The following is a 20555-nucleotide window of genomic DNA, read 5'->3' on the forward strand; positions in this document are numbered from 1 at the left end:
GTTATCGCAATTAAAACACTCACTTGAGTTAAGCGAACACTATTTTGAAATAGTAGGAGGCATAATGAGTAACAGTAATAATGCAAACAAAGTCGCTGAATTTACCGCTCCCGGTGTAGAAAATGAATCAGCAAGTAAAGCAATATCTGTTCTAGAAGATCGCATGGTAGCGCTAATTGATTTACAGCTAACTTTAAAACATATTCATTGGAATGTAGTAGGTCCAAACTTTATTGGCGTACATGAAATGCTAGACCCACAAGTTGAAACCGTGCGTGAAATGACCGACACCATAGCAGAACGTATTGCCACTTTAGGCGGCGTGCCTGTTGGTACACCAAAATCAATTGTTGATCGTCGTACATGGGAAGATTACGCTATAGGCAAAGGTTTAGTAACTGAACACCTAGCTGCATTAGATAAAGTATATAACGGCGTTAACGGTGATCATCGTAAAGCTATTGAGTCACTCGGTGAGCTTGATCCGGTATCTGAAGATATGATCATTGCGCAACTTGCAGAGCTTGAGCAATACCAATGGTTTGTTCGCGCCCACATAGAGTCATCTACAGGCCAATTGAACAGTTAATATTTATGGTAAACGTTCAGTTTACGAAGCCCAGCAAGTTGCTGGGCTTTTTCATGCTTGTGATGTTTCATTCCATCATTAATTATCATTCAACTCTTTAGTTATTCTCCTTGAGCATATATGCACAACAATTAGGCTATTCGCCACTCTTTGACTACACTCAAATTAGGCTATTTCTTAAAAGAAGCATTTGTTGACGCAAATGAGTTTGCGTTAGTAATGCGTAAAATTAATTTGAGAATACAGGAGCTCTAATGAAATACACTCTACTAATCGTGTGTTTAATTGCACTCACAGGCTGTGATAAAGGAGTTGATTCTCCACGAGGTTTTAGCTTGCCAGAGGGGAATGCAGAACAAGGTAAAGCCGTGTTTTTAAAATATAAGTGCTTGGCATGTCACACCCTTGCAGGCGTTGAAGATAGCAGCGTAACAAAACATGACGATATTTCTATTAAGCTAGGAGGTAATAAAACCAAAATAATTTCTTATGCTGAGCTGGTCACGTCAGTGATCAACCCCTCACATCGGTTTTCTAGGCCTTATAGACCCGACGCCAGAAATGAAGATGGCAGCTCAAAAATGACGGTATTTAACGATACCATGACCGTATCTGAACTCACCGACTTAGTCACTTTTTTACAACCAAACTATAAACTTATTCCGTACCACAGAACTAATTACCAACTTTACTCTCACTACAAGTAAATATTGATAGCAAAAAAAACCGTTGCTAAACAACGGTTTTTTATGCGTTATATCTACTCGGCATTAACCATTTCTTCAAACTTCATACCGGTCAGCTTGGTCAGCACTTTAATCACATAAATAAAAATTCCAATCAGCATTATCATAGATGGAATCGCGATCACTGGATAACTCAATAGCGTCATTTCACCAAGTTGCTCGTTAAATTCCACGCTACCTGCTGGGCTAGTAACAATCCATTTAGCTAAGAGGTAATTCATCGTTGATGAAAACACAAAGGTCAGCGCTAATAAGTAATTAGCATTAGTAATCTTTTGTTTAAAGTTTTGCGTATTGCCGCGCTCATCAAGGGCATCGTAAATAGTGTCTAACTTAAATAAAAGTGAGTTTAATAAGAGCTTGGCTAGCAAGGGTTTACCAAAAAAGCCCGACATCAGCACGGTAAAACCAATGATTGCTGGTATAGCCGCTTCTTTAATTGCTAACCACTCAACATTAAGCTCAAACAGCGCAATACCACCGGTAAGCAAAGTACTTAAAAAGCCCAAAAGTGAAATAAAATTTAATGAGCCCGCTTTTATAAAATCATAAATACCGTAACTAATAGGGAATATAAGCGCCACAATTAAGCCAATCACGCTGCCTAAATATTCAGGCCCTGAAAATTTCATTAAAATGACTGAAGGTATGATGATATTAAATACGATTTCGATAAGCGGATTATTCTTTTTACGCTTATTTATAGCTTGATTATCACTGGTCATTTTTAATTCCAAAAAAATATTACTGCTGCCATTAGGGTCTGTTGACCTTTGCGGATTAAAATTTGTTCAAACTAGGGGCTGTTTAATCGCGGCGCGAGGTTTGTAACCTAGTGGGCTAAGTAAAAACCGAGCAACAAAGAGTAAATCGCCCCTAGGCAGAACCCTTCGGGCAGCGCCTGTTTGGCATTGATGCTGCGTTATCGCCTATTTATGGGGAATAACCACACCACATATGCGCTGCCTTGCCTAAATACCAAACAGACTGCTGCAAATTTAACCTTAAAAGGTCAACAGACCCTAACTTCCTCTCTAAAGAGTAAGTAATGCTTAAAATTATCTTTAAGCATAATACCTGCAATACACTCGCTATTCTAGCATTGCACTCACCCGCCCGATTTTTAGGTCGCTATTTTATCCAAAGCTATTTTTATTAATAAATAATTTATCGGACACTCTATATTCTTACGTTACGTGATCATTATTACAGAACACATTTTTTACAGCTTGGAAAACCTTCATGCTTGCTCTAGTATCTAGTTGTCTTAGCTCAATAATTTGCATTTAAATGAAATCATTTCCATCACTATATTTTGCCAATTTATTTTTAATTATTGGTACCGGCTTACTTACAACCTATTTAGCCCTGTATTTAGGTAAACAAGGCACGTCTACGTTTTGGATAGGCCTAATGACCTCGTGTTATTACCTTGGCTTATTACTGGGTTCAAAGCTTGGTTACCATTTAATTAAATCGGTGGGTCACATCAGAACATTTGCCGCTAGTACCGCTGCAGTGACAGCCTGTGTGGCCGCACACGGAGTAAGCGACAATCTATATATTTGGTTAGGCCTTAGGCTTTTTGTTGGCTTAGGGATGATGTGTAATTACATGGTGCTAGAAAGCTGGCTAAACGAACAATCAGCGCCTGAGTCTCGCGGGCGAGTCTTCTCTTTTTATATGATCACCTCTTACTTAGGGATGATTTTAGGCCAACTAGCGCTCGCACAATTTCCTGAGCTAGGGTATGCACCGCTATTTTTAGTCTGCATGGCGTTGGCTATCGGTATTATTCCAATTTCTATCACTCGTAGAATTCACCCAAAACCGTTAAAGCCGATAAAAATGAGCCTGTTTGATTACGCTAAAAAAGTGCCACAGTCGCTTACTGCGGTGCACTTTGCAGGCATTATCAATGGTAGTTTTTATGGCCTAGCGCCTATATTTGCTAAGCTATCTGGCTTTGGTGCCGCAGAAATTGCTATTTTTATGTCAGTGACTATTTTTGCTGGTTTGCTAGCCCAGTGGCCAATGGGGATGCTCTCTGATCGCATTCGTCGTAGCGTATTAATTCGAACTAATGCAGCAGCTATCGGTGTTGTAAGTTTGGCATTGTTTTTATTGCCTACTTCACAACTAACAGCTTACATACTCACTTTTATCTTTGGTTTATTTGCGTTTACTTTATATCCGCTTTGTTCGGCGCTAGCTAATTCGCGTGTTGAGGACGAAGAGCGCGTAGGCGTATCATCTGCATTATTAGTCGCTTTTGGCGCCGGTGCAGCAATAGGCTCAACACTTAACGCACAGCTGATGACCTACTTTGGTCACCAAGCATTGTATGCGTCAATTTCGCTATTAACCGTGGCTATGTACTTACTACTAACCTTTATTAACTCTAAACAAAAAGTTGAACAGCCAGAACCCAGTGATTATGTGGTCGGTACATCCGATGTTACAAACTCGCCACTGGCCGCTACGATGGATCCGCGCATTGAAGAAACCACCGCGCAAGATCAAATGCTGGTTGTAGATGAAGAAGAAGATGATGAATTTTTTGAGCATCCCCAAGGGGAGCTGTTTAAAGATCTTCACGAAGATGACGTGAAAAATTAAGTTTCCATTCAAAGCATTAATAATGCATAACAAAAAAGGGGAGCCTCCCCTCTTTTTTGTTATTTTTACTACTTAATACATTACTGGCTTATCTGTGGCTTAAGATCGTTTAAATCTAAATGGATAGTCATTTCAAAATTCTCAGGCTGTACAGCAACATCACTCAAACCTGTTCTTGCAAAATAATCTTCAAAGTCTTGCTGATATTTAGCCGAAAACTGCGAATACGCGGTAATAAACAAACTTAGCTTTTTAGCTATTATTGGGTAGGTAGCGGCAAGTTCCCGCAGTTTTTCAGGTTCAGCAAAGGCAAATTCAGCATAAATATTAAAGTCGTTCTCAACATTAGTTTTACCATATCTAGATAAAAATCCATTTTCATAATCAGGCCCTATATTTCTATCTTGCGTTAAAGCCTCATAGTTCGAGGATACAGGCTTCCACTCTTTTGGCAGCAAAGCTTGCCATGCAAAAATAACGAAAGGTGAACGCATATAAACCAACGAGCTTAATTCATGATGAACCCCTTTCAACGAATTTTCGAAATTAAAATTCGTGCCATTCCATCCTGAGAGATTAACTAGAATTATGGAGTTGCTTGAGTATGTCCCACCCGCTTCAGCTCCTTCCATAAGCATAGGACCAGAGAGATAAATAGCGTCAATTACTTCAGCAACAAACCCTTGAGGGTATGTCGTTAATGCGGCCTCAATACCATCAAGTGACTCAGAAGCATCTGCAAGCGTAGTCATTTCCATTTCAAGAATTGGAGCCTCTCCATCACTTACTGTAAATTGCTCTGGGAAAAATAAACGGGGTTCACCAGCTTGAATGTCTACTTGGTATGTTTTGGATAAACGGTTTGCTTGCTCTGTTTCACTTTCTAAATATGAACACGCACTAACTAATAACAAAAAAACGAACACTAATTTTTTCATTTATAAAATCCCTTCTAATGAGCATGCCTGAATGTCGCCGCTGGCACTATTGAAGTAGTAAATCGAACAACAGCAGGTAGAGTAGCAGGTATAACAACAGCCCTAGCAGACCCCCATAAAACAACACCTCTTGCAGTCATACCTGCAGCAGCAGCAAAACTAGCAGGATCGTCCGCAACTCCCGCACCAAAAGTAACGTAATCCTCTACTAATGTACCTATGACGATTAATGTCGCCCCAGCAAATAAACCTATAGCTAAAGGTTTATCCCATGCACTGCTATTGTCGGAGTTCTCTCTTGCACTTTTTCCATTAGACCCCGTAAAAGTTACCTCTAAAATAAATGATACTTTTTCAGCCAAATAATTAAACTGATTAATTTTTCCTTTTAACTGAGGGAGATGGACTTCATACTTCAACTTTAGAAGGGGAGAGTTTGAACTTACCTCAACGCCTACAGACGTAGTTGGCAAATTAGGATTTGTACTTTTAGAAATAATATTTGTACCAAGAGTTAATTTTTTTGTTTTTTCGTCGAAAGCTAACTTTGTGTCACTAATTAATGCCCCAAAAGCTTTATTGGCTTGAGATGTAACTGTAGCCTCTAACTTTCTATCATTTATTACATAATTAATAGGAAATTTATCAACACTAGACAACGTAATGTTACCTGTCATCTTAATTTCCACAATAGCATTAGGGATTATAATAGGAGGTTGTCTGATATCATCTAGTTTATAACTTAATGACATTGGTGCTGTAATTTTATTAGGTCGTTTATCTAAAGAGTTTTTGGGAGTGCTGAATACTCTTGCATTTTGTCTAGCCTCAACTTTAGAGTGCTCTAAAGAAGGTATCAATATTTTTTGACCTGGGTAGATAAGATCAGGATTTACTATCGGTTTGTTAGTAATGGCTACCACTTCTTTTCGATTATTGAATTTCCATAATCGTGGCCACTCCATTGGTGAGCCTAAATACTTAGAAGATATATCCCATAATGTATCACCTTTTTTTACAATATATTCCTTTACCATGTTCATTCCTTTTTATGTGTAAGTTCCTTTATTGGGACAAATATACTGGCGCTACTCAAACTTGTCAATTTCATCTACCTAGAGTAAATAAAATAGAAAATAACAGGCAAAACTTAAAATAACTACATTCTTTTTAGCCAACCCAAAATAAAAAAATCAAGAGACCTTTTATATAGGTAAAATACTCCCCCTGTATTTTTAATAAAATTTTAAAACGATTTCACCCCTTTTCTATTTGCCAGCCGTTATAGCTCTGAAACAACATAATAAGTTAATTTGGAGCGGCTTATGCACACACTTGAATTTCCTAAAAACCCCATGTTCAAAACATCAACAGCTGTTCTTGGCGGTGCTGTGATGACCTTTATTGCATTCGCCTTTATGCAGTACTTAATTAGTGGCGAACAAAGAGCACCTATAAAATTGGGTGATGATATTACTGTTGAGATTTTTCAAGCACCAGAAGATAAACAAACCACGCATATTAAAAGAATACCGCCACCACCCACACCTAAAGTGCCGCCTAAAGCACCACCACGTGTAACACCTAGTAATGAGCCAATAACAGCAATAAGCACAGCACCACCCATAGTAATTGACGGATTTGGTAACGATATGAAGCAAACACTGACCCGCCCTACGGGAGATGCTTCACCCATTGTGCGCATAAATCCAAAGTACCCAACTAGCGCAGCTCGTGATGGTATAGAAGGCTGGGTGCAACTTAGCTTTAATATTTCACCCACTGGTGAAGTGATTGATGCCACGGTAGTAAATGCCGAACCAAAACGCATATTTGATCGCGAAGCGCTTCGCGCAATTAAACGCTGGAAATATCGCCCAAAAGTAATTGAAGGTGTGGCACAATTACAAACAGGTCAAACCGTACAGCTTGATTTTAAATTAGACAGTTCGCAGTAAAGGAATAAGCGCCTATGCTATTGAGTATTAAGTCATGGTTATTTGAAGCGCCAAGCAAAGACTGCATGGCGCGGTATGCAAAAAGTGGCGACAACCGCCACTTAGAGCAGCTTATTGCCTTATACAGTAACGATTTATATCACTACCTAGTTACCCAGTCTAATACACATTTAGCATACGACGTAAGCCAACAAACATGGCTAAAGGTTATTGAAAAGCGCCACCTTTACCAAGCACAAACCACGCCCAAAGCCTGGTTATTTAAACTCGCACGCAACACCCTAATAGACGAATACCGCAAACAGCAACACTTTGTCGAGCTTGACGAAAACAACCAACTGCCTGCGCAAAATAACAATCAAAGTGAATTAACAAGCAGTGACTCACACATAGGCGACACACACATAAGTTATGAAGCGTTTAATGCTGCGCTCAAGCAACTTAGTTTTGTGCAACGCGAAGCCATCACCTTACAACAAGAAGGCTTTAGCCTTACCGACATAGAGCTTATAACGCAAAGCAACGCCCAAACCATAAAAACAAGGCTACGCTACGCCAAACAAAACCTAAAACAATTATTAGGAGATTATAATGAACAAGCCTGATGAGCAGTTTAATGAAAAGCTCACACAACATTATAACGAGCGTAAAGCACGCACCAGACTTTCGCACGCTCAGCAACAGGCGTTAAAACATAGCGTAATCCAAAAACAACCTAAAAAGCTTGGCTTTGCCCTGCAACTCACAAGCCTTACCTGCGCACTGGGCTTACTGGCTTTTATAGTTCTCGACAGTAACAACGTGATAAATACTGCCCCTAAAACCGTATTAAACACCATAGACATACACGACTACTCGTTTATAACAACGCATGAAATAGATCAAACAGGTAACTACGCTAGTACCATAACGCAACAAAAACGAGCGCTCGACACCCAACTAGCAAACGACTTACGCCGCCATCAACAACACCATATAGAATACGGCACGCTCGTAAAGGTCGACAACGACTGGTACATAGCCAGCTGTAATGACGAGGTACTGGTACAAATTAAGCAGTCACTGCTCAGTGATTTAAAAGGAAAGCATGCAGTAGAAAGTAATATAAATACGGGTGATATGCTCGCTATGGCGCATAACGGCAAAGGGCAGATTATTGCTCTTAAACATGCCGAGGATGGGGTGAGACAGTGTGGGGCTTAGGTTGTTTTTAGCATGGTGGTAATTTAAATAAGTAATTACCACCGAGAACACAGAGGCGCTTCGCGCTGCACAGAGATAGTTAACTATCGCCCATGTAATCTAATGGTGAAGAAAGCTCTATAAAATCACGGTAGTGCTCTTTAGTAATTTCTTCATAGCCATCTTTTATGTAAATGTAACTTAACCACAAGAGTGTAATATTGCCTACCCTAGGCTTTCTGACATCAGCATTTGCTAAGTTTTGTTCAGCGCTATGAAGTGCTGTTACGTTCTCACTACTTGAACTAAACATTAGAGTCACAGAATTTGTTGTATTATTAAATACTCTGCAAAAGATACTATCTATAAATTCAGTTAGTTTTATAGAGTAATTCCCAGTAGCAAAATTATTATTTCTACTTGTCATTTGACCTAAGTAAAATGAATTTGTGTAAGATAATGGTTCAATAAAATATTTTATCTCTGCTAGTTGTTGTACGCCTTGAATGCTCTGTTTTAAAAAATTATTTAAGCTTATATTTCGTACTTCGCCTTTATGGTTTTTTCCATCTCGTTTAAACCTTCCAGTAATTATCTCTTCATAAAGTGAGTGGTCTTTTTCATAGATACAAAACAAAACAGCGAGCACAAGTACATCAACTTTTTTACCACTTGGTAAATTTGCAATAATAGCTGTCATTCGTTCAGTAATTTGAATAGCTGTTCTTGCTGATACCTGAAAGGCGTCTAATACAATAGAAATATTGGCTAAAGCAGTTTCGTGGGTTTGTGCGCGGGGGAGTAACTCAATATTTTTACTTTCTAAATACGCCGTTTCAAATTTAGTTGTATCACTGTGTACAAATAAAAAGTCTTTTAATACAGGTCGTTTTAAGCTGTAACGGCTATTAAAAAAGCGACCTAAATAAACGTTTGCATCAAAGCCTTCACCATAAATTGATTTGATTGTATGTTGAAGTTGCTCAGTATCTGTTGCAACAACAAACACAATGCCTTTAACATCAAAAATATGTTTAATCGTCTCTAACATTTCTACCGCATAACTTGGGCGACAGCGATCTAATTCATCAATAAAAATAAATATGGGTAGCGACTTACCTTCCTGCTTTTCAAACTTACTTACCCAGTCTGCTAACTTGGATTTGATTACTTCGATGCTTTTATTCTTTGCTTCATGATCTTTAATCAAATTTTGTGCAAGCGCTTTTACTGCTGGTGAAAAGTCGCTACCAGTTAACTTGTTAGAATTTTGCTTTTGATCATCTTCAATTTCTTCATCAGAGAATAGTAATGTGTGTAACTCATCTAAATCTATGCCTGATATTTTTTTAGTTAGGCCTTGTGCAATAGCAGGTGCAACAGCCTTAAACATCGAAACTGCACTTTTAGGAATAGTTATATTAAACTTAGCCTGACGTTGAAGCTGTTTGATGATACCTGCAATTACAGTTAAAAATGGGTCGTCTGAATAGTCTTGCTGCCATGCATCAATATATACAACAGGAAAATCTACTATTAATTCTCGTGACCAACGCTTAAGAAAATAGGTTTTACCTGCCCCCCATTCAGCATTGAGATTTAATACATAGTTTTTCTTTTGCTCATCATCAGGCCTACTTTTGTCAAAACCTTCTTGAACCAATAGCCTTGATAAGAATGTGGCATAACGAGCACGATCTAATTTATCAGCAGGAAAATACTCCCCCAGTGAACGGTTGGTTGGCTTGTTCCAGTTGAAGCCTTTAATATCGTGCATTTAATTTCCCTTTAAACCATTCTTTTTCATATAGTGCCATACTACATTCAATAAACGTAACCTATTAATAAAAAGCTATTATTATTTATCTCTGTGTAGCACGTAGCGCCTCGGTGTTCTCGGTGGTGATCAATCTTAAACAAAAAAGCCTGCAGATTTGCAGGCTTTAAACTCACTCACTTTGTTGGGTTTCGCTACGCTCTACCCAACCTACAAAACAATTAAGCTCGTTACTAAGTAAGCAACAAACGTTAGGCCGCCGCCCACTAACGCATACGGTAATTGGGTTTTAACGTGGGTGAGTAAATCACAACCCGAGGCGATGGCTGATACTGCGCTGGTGTCGGATATAGGGGAACAATGATCGCCAAATATCCCGCCACCTAAAATAGCGCCTACCACCAGCGATGGCGGTAAACCAAGCGCTTGAATAAGCGGTACGCCAATAGGGATGAGGATGGCAAACGTGCCCCACGATGTACCCGTAGTAAACGACATAACCGCACCGGTTAAAAACAGTACTGGCACTATTAAATATATTGGTAAGTAATCGCCAACCAAAGATGCCACAAACACGCCTGTGCCTAGCTCTTTTAAGCTTGCGCCCAAGGTCAGCGAGAGCAATACAATACTTACCAGTGGGAGTAATTCGCCCATGCCTTTAAAGCCGGTATCAACAAGTTGGTGGTGGGTAAACTGGCGCGATCCAATCATTAAACAATAGGCTACAACAATAGCTAAAACGGTGGCGTACAATACTGATTTTGAACCGCTGCCCTCGGCAAGTACGCCGTTACCGGTATAAAACATAAAACCGACCATGCTCACAATCAGCGTAAGTAATGGCACCAACATAAAGCGTGCTTTAGAGCCTTTTACTTCTTCTTTTAGCTCGGTTGTTTGTAGCTCTAGTTTTTGCTCGGCTACTTTCATTGGGCCATGTACTTTATCGAACGCAATGGTATAAAAAACAATAACCAGAGTGATTATGGCGTAAAAGTTATAGCCTACACTGCCCCACAGCACCGATACGGCCGACTCGCCTAATTCGTAATTACCTAACAAGCCCAGTACAAATGCACCCCAGCCGTTTAGTAATATTAAAATACATACAGGGGCGCTGGTGCTATCGATTATATAAGCTAAACGCGCGCGGCTCATTTTAAATTTATCGAACAGGCCGCGAGATAAAATACCCGAGGTAAGCACACTTAAGTTTGACTCTATAAATACCGCAACGCCGGTAAACATAGTTAAAAAGCCCACTTGGCGCTTACTTTTAGCAACGCCTTTGTTCATCAGCAAATTAACAGTAGCAGCAACACCGCCAGATTCGCGAATATAGGCAAGTAAGGCGCCTATTAAAATACTAAAGATGAGTATACGGGTATTACCAGGAGAACTGGCCACAGCAACTATGCGCTCAATGCTATTTAAAAACGTAGTAAATACGCTATTTCCTTCACCTTGTAATGCGAGTAAAAATTCCGATGAAATTACCGCAACAAGCAGCGCCATAATGACTTCTTTGCGCCAAAACACAATAATAATGGCAATCAGCGGTGGCAAAATAGAATACCAATGCATAAACAAACCTTTTTAATTTTTATAATAAACGCGGCTTTAACAGCCTTGGTTAGTTAATAGTAAGCAGTTAACTTAATAGATTTACACCATTAAGTCACTCACTGAGTTTACTGATTTAACAGCGCCTCATAAATTAATGAAACAATAGAACCATATTGAGCTGTTTCAAAGTTTTTACCTACAAACTGATAACGTTTTTCACTACCTTTAATTGGTGAATGGCGTGCATTGGTAAGTAAAACAATAGCTAAATCGTAAGCGGGATCAATCACAGTTACTGTGCCAGTCCAACCTGTGTGTCCATAAGCTTGTGGGCTGGCATATGGGCCAAAGTGCCAGCGCCGCGCTTGATTATTTCCTGCAAGACGAAAACCTAAGCCGTAGGTTTCATCGGTACTTTGTGGGGTTAAAAACTGCGCCAAACTACTGGCATTAAAAATTTGCTTATCGCCGTAACCGCCCTTGTTGAGCAACACTTGGCATAAAACGGCTAAATCGGGGGCATTACTAAATAGTCCTGCATGGCCTGCTACACCATCAAGTGAATAAAAAGCACGCTCATCATGTACCTGCCCTTGCAGTACATTGGTGCGAATATTATCAAAATGAATACGGCCATCGCGGGTATTTCCACTTAGCTCCGTGGCGGCAAACTGCTGACGATTAAAGCCTTTTTTAAGCGGGTTAAATAAAGTGTTGTTAAGCTTTAAAGGCGCGTAAATATGCTGCTCTAGGTATTCGTCGAGCGGTTGGCCGCTAATACGCTCAATTAAAACTCCTAAAATCATGTAATCAATATCAGAGTAAACATGCTGAGCGCTTGGCTCACTGGCTAGTGGTACGCTGGTAAGTAGTAATTGTTTAGTGGTGTCGCTGGCTTGTGAAAAAAAAGCTTCGCCATAGCGGGTGTCTTTTCGATGAAAGTCGAACACAGGCGGATAACCGGCTTTATGAGTGAGTAAGTCTTTAACTTGGCGCAGCTCTCGTCCATCGCCTTGGTATTCTGTTAGGTAATCACTCACTCTGTTATTTATGTTTAATTGCCCTTCGCTTACTAGTTTCATTAACGCAAAGTTAGTAGCAAATATTTTTGTGTTTGAGGCTAAATCAAAGAGTGTATTTGTTTGCATGGGCTCTGGGCGTAACAACATTAAGTCATTTTGCTGATATTGCTTGGCATCACCATAAGCGGTTAATTTTAATATCTTACCCGCTTTAATTATCGCTAATACCGCACCAGGAAAGCCCGCACTTACATCTTTTTCTATTAGCTTATCTACCGCACTAAAATCAATGGTTTTAGCCACTGAGCTATTTAGAGTAGCAAAGGCAAATCGCAGAGTTAAACTACCGTTAGCTGGTTGAATGTTATCAACCTTAAAAGTATTAACTCCGTTGTGAGTGTACTGCCCTAAATTAAAGGCATACTCAGTATTTTTTTGCAGGGTATCAAGCGCTAACTTTTTATTATTAATATAAATATCGGCACTTAAGGCACTTTCATTTTGTAGTAATAATTGCCCTCGCCCTTTATATGCTTTAAAGGTCCCACGATTATTTACATATTCTCGGCTACTGGGGTTGGACTCAGGAAAGGTAGCAATAACTTGCGCATTAGCGAGGCTCTGTATTTGATTAGGAATAAACGGGCGCTGAGATTTAATTGCACTGCTTGCGCCACTGCAACCGGTAATAATAAAGCAAAGCGTAATTGTCAGTGCGTTAAAAAAAGTACGCTTTGCTAACACGGAAAAATTTAAATACACACTCATTCCTTTATTGGTAGAGCAAATAAGGCGCTCTTTGCTGTTTAAATTGCTCAAGCCCCGCTTGCCAACTTTGCTTAATTTCCTCAGCTGTTCGCCTCGCTTCTATGGCAAGTCTGAGCTGATCAGTTCCTGCGAGTTTATCCATAAAATCGGCACGTTCAAAAAACACCTGCTTAGCCTGAGTCAGTTGCTGGTAAACATTAATTAAATAATTTAAGTTTAAGCCTGTGATATTACTATGGCGTAAATCAATCCCTTTCACCATTTGGTCTTTAAATTTAGGATTAAGCGCTGCGCCTTTTATTGAACGCGGAGTAAAGCTAAAGTCCCCAAGTGCTACTGGTGAATAACCAATAACCTGAAATGCAAAGTCAGTTCCTCTACCTATGCTAACAGGGGTTGCTTCAAAAAAGCACAACGACGGATACAGCGCTATTGATTGATCGTTGGGTAAATTAGGGCTTGGTTTTACCGGCAAACTGTATGGCGTTGTGCGGGTGTAGCCTGCAACAGGGATCACGCTCAGTTGTAAATTAGCAGCTTGATTGATCCAGCCCTCGCCTTTGATCATTTTAGCAAGCTCGCCTACCGTCATGCCGTGCAGCACGGGTATTGGGTGCATGCCTACAAACGACTTAAAGTCGCGCTCAAGTATTGGCCCATCAACGTAAGCAATATTGGGGTTTGGCCTATCAAACACAATAAACTCAATATCTTGCTCGGCTGCGGCTTCCATCATGTAATGCATAGAGCTTATGTAGGTATAAAAGCGCACGCCTACATCTTGAATATCAAAAATAATAACATCTACATTGCTAAGAGCTTCGATACTTGGTTTTTTGTTTTTGCCATAAATAGATATAAGCGGGATACCAGTTTTGCTATCAACGGCGTTTTTAACATGCGCTCCCGCGTCATGATCGCCTCGAAAGCCATGCTCAGGTGCAAAAATTTTAGTAATATTGATGTTTTTAGCCAGCAAGCTATCAACTAAATGCGTTTGCCCCACTACAGAAGTTTGATTAACCACCAGCCCTACACGCTTATTTTTTAATTGCGGTAAATAATGTGCGAACTGCGCAGCGCCAACCACAGCTAAGTTTTGCGCTTCGCTTTGCTTCGCATTCACATTAAATAAGCTGCTAAATAATAATACAAAGGTGATAAATACGGCTTTAAACATACAGCAAGATCCTTTTAAACAAGGTGTTTAAAATACCACACCTTAAGTTAAAGAGCAGTGAATGGTTTTAAGTGGATACGTAACTAATTAGAAGCTGCGCTTCTCACGCGAACACGTTCTGCGTCTACGCTGAAATTTTTAACAGGGGTGTTTGTTTGGCTTAACTGAAAGCTAAAAGCTAAAAACCTTCTCAAATTTCAGGCACAAAAAAACCGACTTAATGTCGGCTTATGTATGAAAGTGGTGGGCGCAGGACGTATCTTGTAAGAGTGAACCTCTGACAGTCTGGTTCGTAGCTAGCTACTTTGCCATATTCACTTTATTTTAGGCACAAAAAAACCGACTTAATGTCGGCTTATGTATGAAAGTGCTGGGCGCAGGACGTATTTTGTAAGAGTGAACCTCTGACCGTCTGGTTCGTAGCTAGCTACTTTCCCATATTCACTTTATTTTAGGCACAAAAAAACCGACTCAATGTCGGCTTATGTATGAAAGTGGTGGGCGCAGGAGGATTCGAACCTCCGACCGCCTGGTTCGTAGCCAGGTACTCTATCCAGCTGAGCTATGCGCCCACTTTCATATTTACTTATTTATACTCTAAGTGAGAGTTGAAAGTGGTGGGCGCAGGAGGATTCGAACCTCCGACCGCCTGGTTCGTAGCCAGGTACTCTATCCAGCTGAGCTATGCGCCCACTTTCATTTTTGCTTGTTTTAACTCTAAGCAGAGTGTGTAAAGAGTGGTGGGCGCAGGAGGATTCGAACCTCCGACCGCCTGGTTCGTAGCCAGGTACTCTATCCAGCTGAGCTATGCGCCCATCTTTACGTTTACAAGATTTCGCCATTTAAAAAATGGTGGAGAGGGAGGGATTCGAACCCTCGATAGAGCTACAAACTCTATACTCCCTTAGCAGGGGAGCTCCTTCGGCCACTCGGACACCTCTCCGTCTTGTGGGGCGTATAATAAAGATTTCAGAAAATATGTCAAACACTTTTCTGACAAAAGTGACTATATGGCTATAGATTGCACACATGTCTGGTTTTAAAGTGTAATTAGTTTGAAAATTAATCAGGTTAGGTATTTGGAGTGCTTGAGTTTACACCCATCACTGGCACTAGTTCATCCGTAAGTTCAGCAAGATATTGCTCTTGGTAGCCCAATTTTTGAAACTCAGCAATACACGCGCGGTAATAAGCTTGTCGCTGTTGCTCTGTGGTGCTCTCATCGGGTAAAGACTCTACTCGTTTAGCTTTCATATTATTTATCTAAGTCCTTTAGAAATTTTTATTTTTACGACTAATAATGACCGTGTACAAATTTCGGCCATATTTTAGCTAAAAAATTCACATAAATACAACATAATGTTTAAAAAACAATCATACCAAAAAGTTATAGCACTGCTTTAATGTTGCTAAGCAGTGAGGCAACTTTATGATAATGAAACTGAATTAAAGGTTAATATCCCTTTGTACTTACATTTTATTATCAGTGTAGTACTTATTAATTAAAAGCCCTAATATAAAGTTTAGGCAATGTCTCACAAACAATAAGGCAAAAAAAACGCCGCTAATTAGCGGCGTTAATAATTTTATAGTTTATTCCTTCAAGCTTAGTCAGCTTGTGGGCGCATGTGCGGGAATAAAATAACATCTTTGATAGTTGATGAGTCAGTAAATAGCATCACTAAACGGTCAATACCAATGCCCTCACCTGCCGTTGGTGGTAAACCATACTCAAGTGCGCGAATGTAGTCTTCGTCATAATGCATTGCTTCATCATCACCAGCGTCTTTCTCTTCAACCTGACGAGTAAAACGCTCAGCTTGATCTTGTGCATCGTTAAGCTCTGAGAAACCATTTGCAAGCTCACGGCCACCAACAAAGAATTCAAAACGGTCAGTTACAAATGGATTTTCGTCGTTACGACGTGCAAGTGGAGATACTTCCCACGGGTAGCCTGTGATAAATGTAGGTTGGATAAGCATATGCTCAGCCGTTTCTTCAAATATTTCACATAAGAACTTACCTGGGCCCCATACGCAGTTTTCAGGAATTTTAACGTGTACTTGTTTAGCGTACGCTTTTAATTCTTCAAAGTGGTTTTCTGGGTCGTTAAATACCGCAGCATCAAACTCTGGGTTATATTTTAAGATAGCATCTGCCATGCTTAAACGCGTGAACGGTTGACCAAAGTCATACTCTACTGAATCAACAACGTCGCCGTTTTCATCTTTAGTGGTGTTAACCACAATTGGGCTGCCCAGTACATTAGTTGCAACTGTACGTAACATGTCTTCGGTGATGTTCATTAAATCAATGTAGTCAGCGTACGCTTGGTAGAACTCAATCATAGTGAATTCTGGGTTGTGGCGTGTCGATAACCCTTCGTTACGGAAGTTACGGTTAATTTCGAATACGCGGTCAAAACCACCTACCACTAAACGCTTTAAGTAAAGCTCTGGTGCAATACGCAAGTACATATCGATATCAAGCGCATTATGATGCGTTACAAACGGACGTGCCGTCGCGCCACCAGGAATAACCTGTAGCATTGGCGTTTCTACTTCCATAAAATCGCGGTCAGCTAAAAAGCGACGAATGCCTTCAACTACTTGTGAGCGAATGCGGAATGTTTCACGCGTTGCTTCGTTAGTAATTAAATCAACATAACGTTGACGGTATTTAGTTTCTTGATCTGATAAGCCATGGAATTTTTCTGGTAGTGGACGAAGTGACTTAGTCAGCAGTTCGTACTCTGTCATTTCTACGTATAAATCGCCTTTACCTGATTTGTTCAGCGCGCCTTTAACACCAATAATATCGCCAATATCAAGCTGACCATATTTTGCTTTTAAATCTTTTTGAACGTCTTTTGAGGCATATGCTTGTACACGGCCTTTCATGTCTTGAATAGACATAAATGGACCACGTTTAGCAAGAATACGACCTGCTATCGATACTACGTGCTGTAATTCGATTAGCTCTTCTTTACTCTTATCACCAAACTCAGCCTGCAAATCTGCCGTGTAATGCTCACGACGGAATTGGTTTGGATGACCGTTGGCTGGGCAATTTTCGCGAATAGCGTCTAATTTGCCGCGACGCTCAGCGATTAACTTATTTTCGTCTTGGATTTGATCAGTCATTTTTTAGCTCTTTTTTAGCTTGGTGGTTATAAACCAGATTTTAAGCTGGCTTCAATAAATTTATCTAGGTCGCCATCGAGTACCGCTTGAGTGTTACGGTTTTCAACGCCAGTACGTAAATCTTTAATACGCGAGTCATCAAGTACGTATGAACGAATTTGACTTCCCCAGCCAATATCAGACTTGTTGTCTTCTTGGCTTTGCTTTTCAGCATTTTGCTGCTGTAGCTCAAGCTCAAATAATTTCGCTTTTAACTGCTTCATTGCTTGGGCTTTATTTTTATGTTGTGAACGCTCGTTTTGACATTGCACCACGGTATTAGTTGGTACGTGAGTAATACGTACCGCCGATTCGGTGGTATTTACGTGCTGACCACCCGCGCCTGATGCACGGTAAACGTCTATACGTAAGTCAGACGGATTAATATCAATCTCAATGTTGTCATCAACTTCTGGGTAAACAAACGCAGATGCAAACGAGGTATGACGACGGCCACTTGAATCAAATGGGCTTTTACGAACTAGGCGGTGTACGCCTGTTTCAGTGCGTAACCAACCATAAGCGTATTCGCCAGAAAAACGTACCGTTGCACCTTTAATACCAGCAACATCACCATCGGTCGCTTCAACTAGCTCTACTTTAAAGCCTTTTGCTTCACCCCAGCGTAAGTACATACGCAGTAAAATATTACACCAGTCTTGTGCTTCTGTACCGCCAGAGCCTGATTGTAAATCAAGGTAGGCATCGTTTGAATCGTGAGAGCCTGAAAACATACGACGAAACTCAAGCCCTTCAAGCTGCTGGTTTAAATCAGCTAGTTCGCTTTGTGCTTCATCAAAGGTGTCTTGATCTTCGGCTTCAACAGCAAGCTCGACTAAACCTTCAACATCGTCAGTACCAGCAACAAGGTTATCGATTGTTTCAACCACGGCTTCTAGTGCTGACTTTTCACGACCAAGGGCTTGTGCGCGCTCAGGCTCATTCCATACGGCTGAATCTTCAAGTTCGGCGTTAACTTCTTCTAAACGTTCTTGTTTAAGAGCGTAGTCAAAGGTACCCCCGAAGCAGTTCAGTACGTTCGCGAATTTCCTTGATTTGATTAATCACAGGATTCACTTCAAACATGTACATTACTCCAAAATGGCTAGGTTATTGCGCACTTAAAAAAGAGACCGAGCGCAATTAAAAATCATTAAATAATAAAAACGCCCGATTTTAACAAAAAACCGCGCGTTTTATTAGCCTTTTATGCATGGTTTGAAGATATTTTTTAGCCCACTTTTTCAAGCTCTCTAACTATAAGTTGTAAGCTAAATTTACCTCTAAATTCATTTATATCGAGCTGATACGCTACTTTAACAAACTGCGCCTCGGTATCTGGCCACGCTTTTACATCAATCCCAAAGGCAATGGCATCCACTAAGCGTGCAGACTGATGCTTTAATACTAGCTTTAAGTGTTTTTCACCCACAATACGCTGCTGGATTACTTCAAAGGTGTGTTCAAATATCGGCTCAGGAAACTGCTGCCCCCACGGGCCCGATTGTTTTAAAAGCTGGGCAAAATCCATGCTAAAGCAGTCATTAGGTAGCTCACCATCGGTAAATACAATACAGCGTTTACTTTCTTCACTGAGTTGCTCGCTAACTGCACTATCAAATGCGCGTTTGAACTCAGTAAATTGCTGCTCGTTAATACTTAAACCTGCCGCCATTGCGTGGCCGCCAAATTTATTAATTAAACCAGGCTGCGCAGTGTTTAACCCCTCAAGCAGGTCGCGCATATGCAAGCCTTCAATAGAGCGACATGAACCTTTTACTTCACCGTTTTCGCCACCCGCAAATATCACGGTTGGGCGGTGGTATTTTTCTTTTAAGCGCCCCGCTAAAATGCCAATAACACCTTGATGCCAATCGTCTTGATACAAACAAATAGCATCAGGCACACTATCTTCTTTAAATGCTAGCCTATCGAGCACGGCTTGCGCCTCTACTTGCATACCTTGCTCTATTTCACGTCTGGCAAAGTTTAAGCTATCAAGCTCGCCGGCTATGCGCCTTGCTTGATTTATGTCGTTGCTAAGTAAGCAAGCTATACCCAAACTCATGTCATCTAGGCGCCCAGCTGCATTTAAACGCGGCGCTAATGAAAAGCCAAAATCGCTGGCACTTAAACGAGCTGCATTACGATTAGCCACTTCAATCAGTGCGGTGATACCTGGGCGCGTTTTACCGCTGCGAATACGTGCCAAGCCTTGATGCACTAACGTACGGTTATTCGCATCCAGAGCCACCACATCGGCCACCGTACCAAGGGCTACAATATCGAGTAAGTCAGCAATATTTGGCATAGGATGTTGGTTAAAGTAGCCTTGTTCACGCAGCGCACTTCTCAGCGCGATAAGTAAATAAAACGCCACACCAACACCAGCTATCGACTTAGAAGGAAAATCACAGTCATGACGATTAGGATTAACAATAGCATCGGCATTCGGCAGTTGCTCGCCTTGTAAATGGTGATCTGTAACCAGCACTTTAATGCCTGCGGCTTTAACAATATCAATCCCTGCAATACACGAAATACCGTTATCTACGGTGATCACTAAATCGGGCTGCATAGTCACTATTTGCTCAGCCAATGCTGGGCTTAAACCATAACCTAGACTAAAGCGGTCTGGCACTAAGTAATCTAAATGAGTAAAGCCAAACATGGCCAGCCCTTGCATTAAGGTGGCGGTGCTGGTTGCGCCGTCGGCGTCAAAATCGCCAACAATAAGTATTTTGCTTTGTGCATGCAGCGCATCAATTAACAGTTGGCTGGCTTTGTCTATATCTTTAAACAACTTAAAGTCGAGTAAAGTAGCCGCACTATTATTTAATTCATCAGCATGGCAGACGTTACGCGTGGCATAAATTTGCTTAATAACAGGATGTAGATGACTAGGTAGATGAGAGTCGTCAACGGGTTCTCGCGCAATGATCATTTTTTTCATGCTGGTTTTTTAACTTATGATGTTCATAACAAAAAGACAAAAAAAGGCCATAAAGGCCTTTTTAAACAGGTA

Annotated in this window: 17 protein-coding genes and 4 tRNA genes; 6 read left to right on the forward strand and 15 right to left on the reverse strand. The window is 40.6% G+C overall.

Annotated features, from left to right (window positions below; genetic code table 11):
- The first annotated feature begins 64 nt into the window (after window positions 1-64).
- Window positions 65-589: a DNA starvation/stationary phase protection protein Dps gene (gene dps, locus FLM47_RS12585; protein WP_178956542.1), complete on the forward strand. Its 525-nt coding sequence runs from the start codon at window positions 65-67 to the stop codon at window positions 587-589.
- Window positions 590-843: 254 nt separating this feature from the next.
- Complete coding sequence (locus FLM47_RS12590) at window positions 844-1296, forward strand: c-type cytochrome (RefSeq protein ID WP_138608716.1); 453 nt, start codon at window positions 844-846, stop codon at window positions 1294-1296.
- Window positions 1297-1349: 53 nt separating this feature from the next.
- Here FLM47_RS12590 and FLM47_RS12595 read toward each other — a convergent pair whose 3' ends face one another.
- Window positions 1350-2060 carry a VC0807 family protein gene (locus FLM47_RS12595; RefSeq protein ID WP_178956543.1) on the reverse strand — a complete coding sequence of 237 codons (711 nt, stop codon included), beginning with the start codon at window positions 2058-2060 and terminating at the stop codon, window positions 1350-1352.
- Window positions 2061-2625: 565 nt separating this feature from the next.
- Here FLM47_RS12595 and FLM47_RS12600 point away from each other — a divergent pair.
- A complete protein-coding gene (locus FLM47_RS12600) occupies window positions 2626-3954 on the forward strand; it encodes an MFS transporter (RefSeq protein WP_178956544.1) in 1329 nt (442 codons plus the stop codon).
- A gap of 80 nt (window positions 3955-4034) precedes the next feature.
- Here the strand turns inward: FLM47_RS12600 and FLM47_RS12605 are convergent, their stop codons facing one another.
- Together FLM47_RS12605 and FLM47_RS12610 are read right to left on the reverse strand one after the other, a co-directional pair.
- Entirely contained in the window at window positions 4035-4892 is an 858-nt protein-coding gene (locus FLM47_RS12605) for a hypothetical protein (RefSeq protein ID WP_178956545.1), read from the reverse strand.
- A gap of 14 nt (window positions 4893-4906) precedes the next feature.
- Window positions 4907-5929 carry a LysM peptidoglycan-binding domain-containing protein gene (locus tag FLM47_RS12610; RefSeq protein WP_232735521.1) on the reverse strand — a complete coding sequence of 341 codons (1023 nt, stop codon included), beginning with the start codon at window positions 5927-5929 and terminating at the stop codon, window positions 4907-4909.
- A gap of 288 nt (window positions 5930-6217) precedes the next feature.
- Between FLM47_RS12610 and FLM47_RS12615 the strand changes: the two genes are divergently transcribed.
- Genes FLM47_RS12615 through FLM47_RS12625 form a run of 3 tightly spaced genes read left to right on the forward strand, consistent with a single transcriptional unit; the run spans window position 6218 to window position 8053 of the window.
- The gene (locus FLM47_RS12615; protein ID WP_178956547.1) at window positions 6218-6850 is read left to right on the forward strand and encodes an energy transducer TonB; all 633 of its coding nucleotides are present in this window, start codon (window positions 6218-6220) and stop codon (window positions 6848-6850) included.
- Between the two features lie 14 nt (window positions 6851-6864).
- Entirely contained in the window at window positions 6865-7455 is a 591-nt protein-coding gene (locus FLM47_RS12620; protein WP_178956548.1) for a sigma-70 family RNA polymerase sigma factor, read from the forward strand.
- On the forward strand, window positions 7442-8053 hold the full coding sequence (locus FLM47_RS12625; protein WP_178956549.1) for a hypothetical protein: 612 nt from the start codon (window positions 7442-7444) through the stop codon (window positions 8051-8053). The genes FLM47_RS12620 and FLM47_RS12625 overlap by 14 nt, the downstream gene beginning before the upstream one ends.
- 79 nt (window positions 8054-8132) lie before the next feature.
- On the opposite strand, the gene FLM47_RS12630 is transcribed toward FLM47_RS12625, so the two are convergent.
- The 12 genes from FLM47_RS12630 to recJ all read right to left on the reverse strand — a co-directional run bounded on the left by FLM47_RS12630 (window position 8133) and on the right by recJ (window position 20483).
- Window positions 8133-9809, reverse strand: a complete 1677-nt coding sequence (locus FLM47_RS12630) for a P-loop NTPase fold protein (protein ID WP_178956550.1) — start codon at window positions 9807-9809, stop codon at window positions 8133-8135.
- A gap of 210 nt (window positions 9810-10019) precedes the next feature.
- Window positions 10020-11396, reverse strand: a complete 1377-nt coding sequence (locus FLM47_RS12635) for a Na+/H+ antiporter NhaC family protein (RefSeq protein ID WP_109874150.1) — start codon at window positions 11394-11396, stop codon at window positions 10020-10022.
- Window positions 11397-11503: 107 nt separating this feature from the next.
- Window positions 11504-13162: a penicillin binding protein PBP4B gene (pbp4b, locus tag FLM47_RS12640; protein WP_178956551.1), complete on the reverse strand. Its 1659-nt coding sequence runs from the start codon at window positions 13160-13162 to the stop codon at window positions 11504-11506.
- A 10-nt stretch (window positions 13163-13172) separates the two neighbouring features.
- Complete coding sequence (locus tag FLM47_RS12645; protein ID WP_178956552.1) at window positions 13173-14348, reverse strand: exo-beta-N-acetylmuramidase NamZ domain-containing protein; 1176 nt, start codon at window positions 14346-14348, stop codon at window positions 13173-13175.
- A 495-nt stretch (window positions 14349-14843) separates the two neighbouring features.
- Window positions 14844-14920: transfer RNA gene (locus FLM47_RS12650), tRNA-Arg, on the reverse strand.
- A gap of 43 nt (window positions 14921-14963) precedes the next feature.
- Window positions 14964-15040 (reverse strand) — tRNA-Arg (locus FLM47_RS12655).
- A gap of 46 nt (window positions 15041-15086) precedes the next feature.
- Window positions 15087-15163, reverse strand: a tRNA-Arg gene (locus tag FLM47_RS12660).
- Window positions 15164-15198: 35 nt separating this feature from the next.
- Window positions 15199-15291: transfer RNA gene (locus FLM47_RS12665), tRNA-Ser, on the reverse strand.
- Between the two features lie 128 nt (window positions 15292-15419).
- Window positions 15420-15602: a hypothetical protein gene (locus tag FLM47_RS12670; protein WP_138606615.1), complete on the reverse strand. Its 183-nt coding sequence runs from the start codon at window positions 15600-15602 to the stop codon at window positions 15420-15422.
- A gap of 353 nt (window positions 15603-15955) precedes the next feature.
- Window positions 15956-17491, reverse strand: a complete 1536-nt coding sequence (gene lysS / locus FLM47_RS12675) for a lysine--tRNA ligase (RefSeq protein WP_054201888.1) — start codon at window positions 17489-17491, stop codon at window positions 15956-15958.
- Window positions 17492-17517: 26 nt separating this feature from the next.
- Window positions 17518-18616 (reverse strand): peptide chain release factor 2 gene (gene prfB, locus FLM47_RS12680; protein ID WP_109874146.1). Its coding sequence is split into 2 segments (ribosomal slippage): window positions 17518-18540 and window positions 18542-18616, totalling 1098 coding nucleotides; the frame shifts between segments, so codons are not numbered across the junction.
- A gap of 145 nt (window positions 18617-18761) precedes the next feature.
- Window positions 18762-20483, reverse strand: a complete 1722-nt coding sequence (recJ, locus tag FLM47_RS12685) for a single-stranded-DNA-specific exonuclease RecJ (RefSeq protein WP_178956553.1) — start codon at window positions 20481-20483, stop codon at window positions 18762-18764.
- Between the last annotated feature and the right edge of the window lie 72 nt (window positions 20484-20555).

Source organism: Pseudoalteromonas sp. Scap06 (assembly GCF_013394165.1).
GTDB lineage: Bacteria > Pseudomonadota > Gammaproteobacteria > Enterobacterales > Alteromonadaceae > Pseudoalteromonas.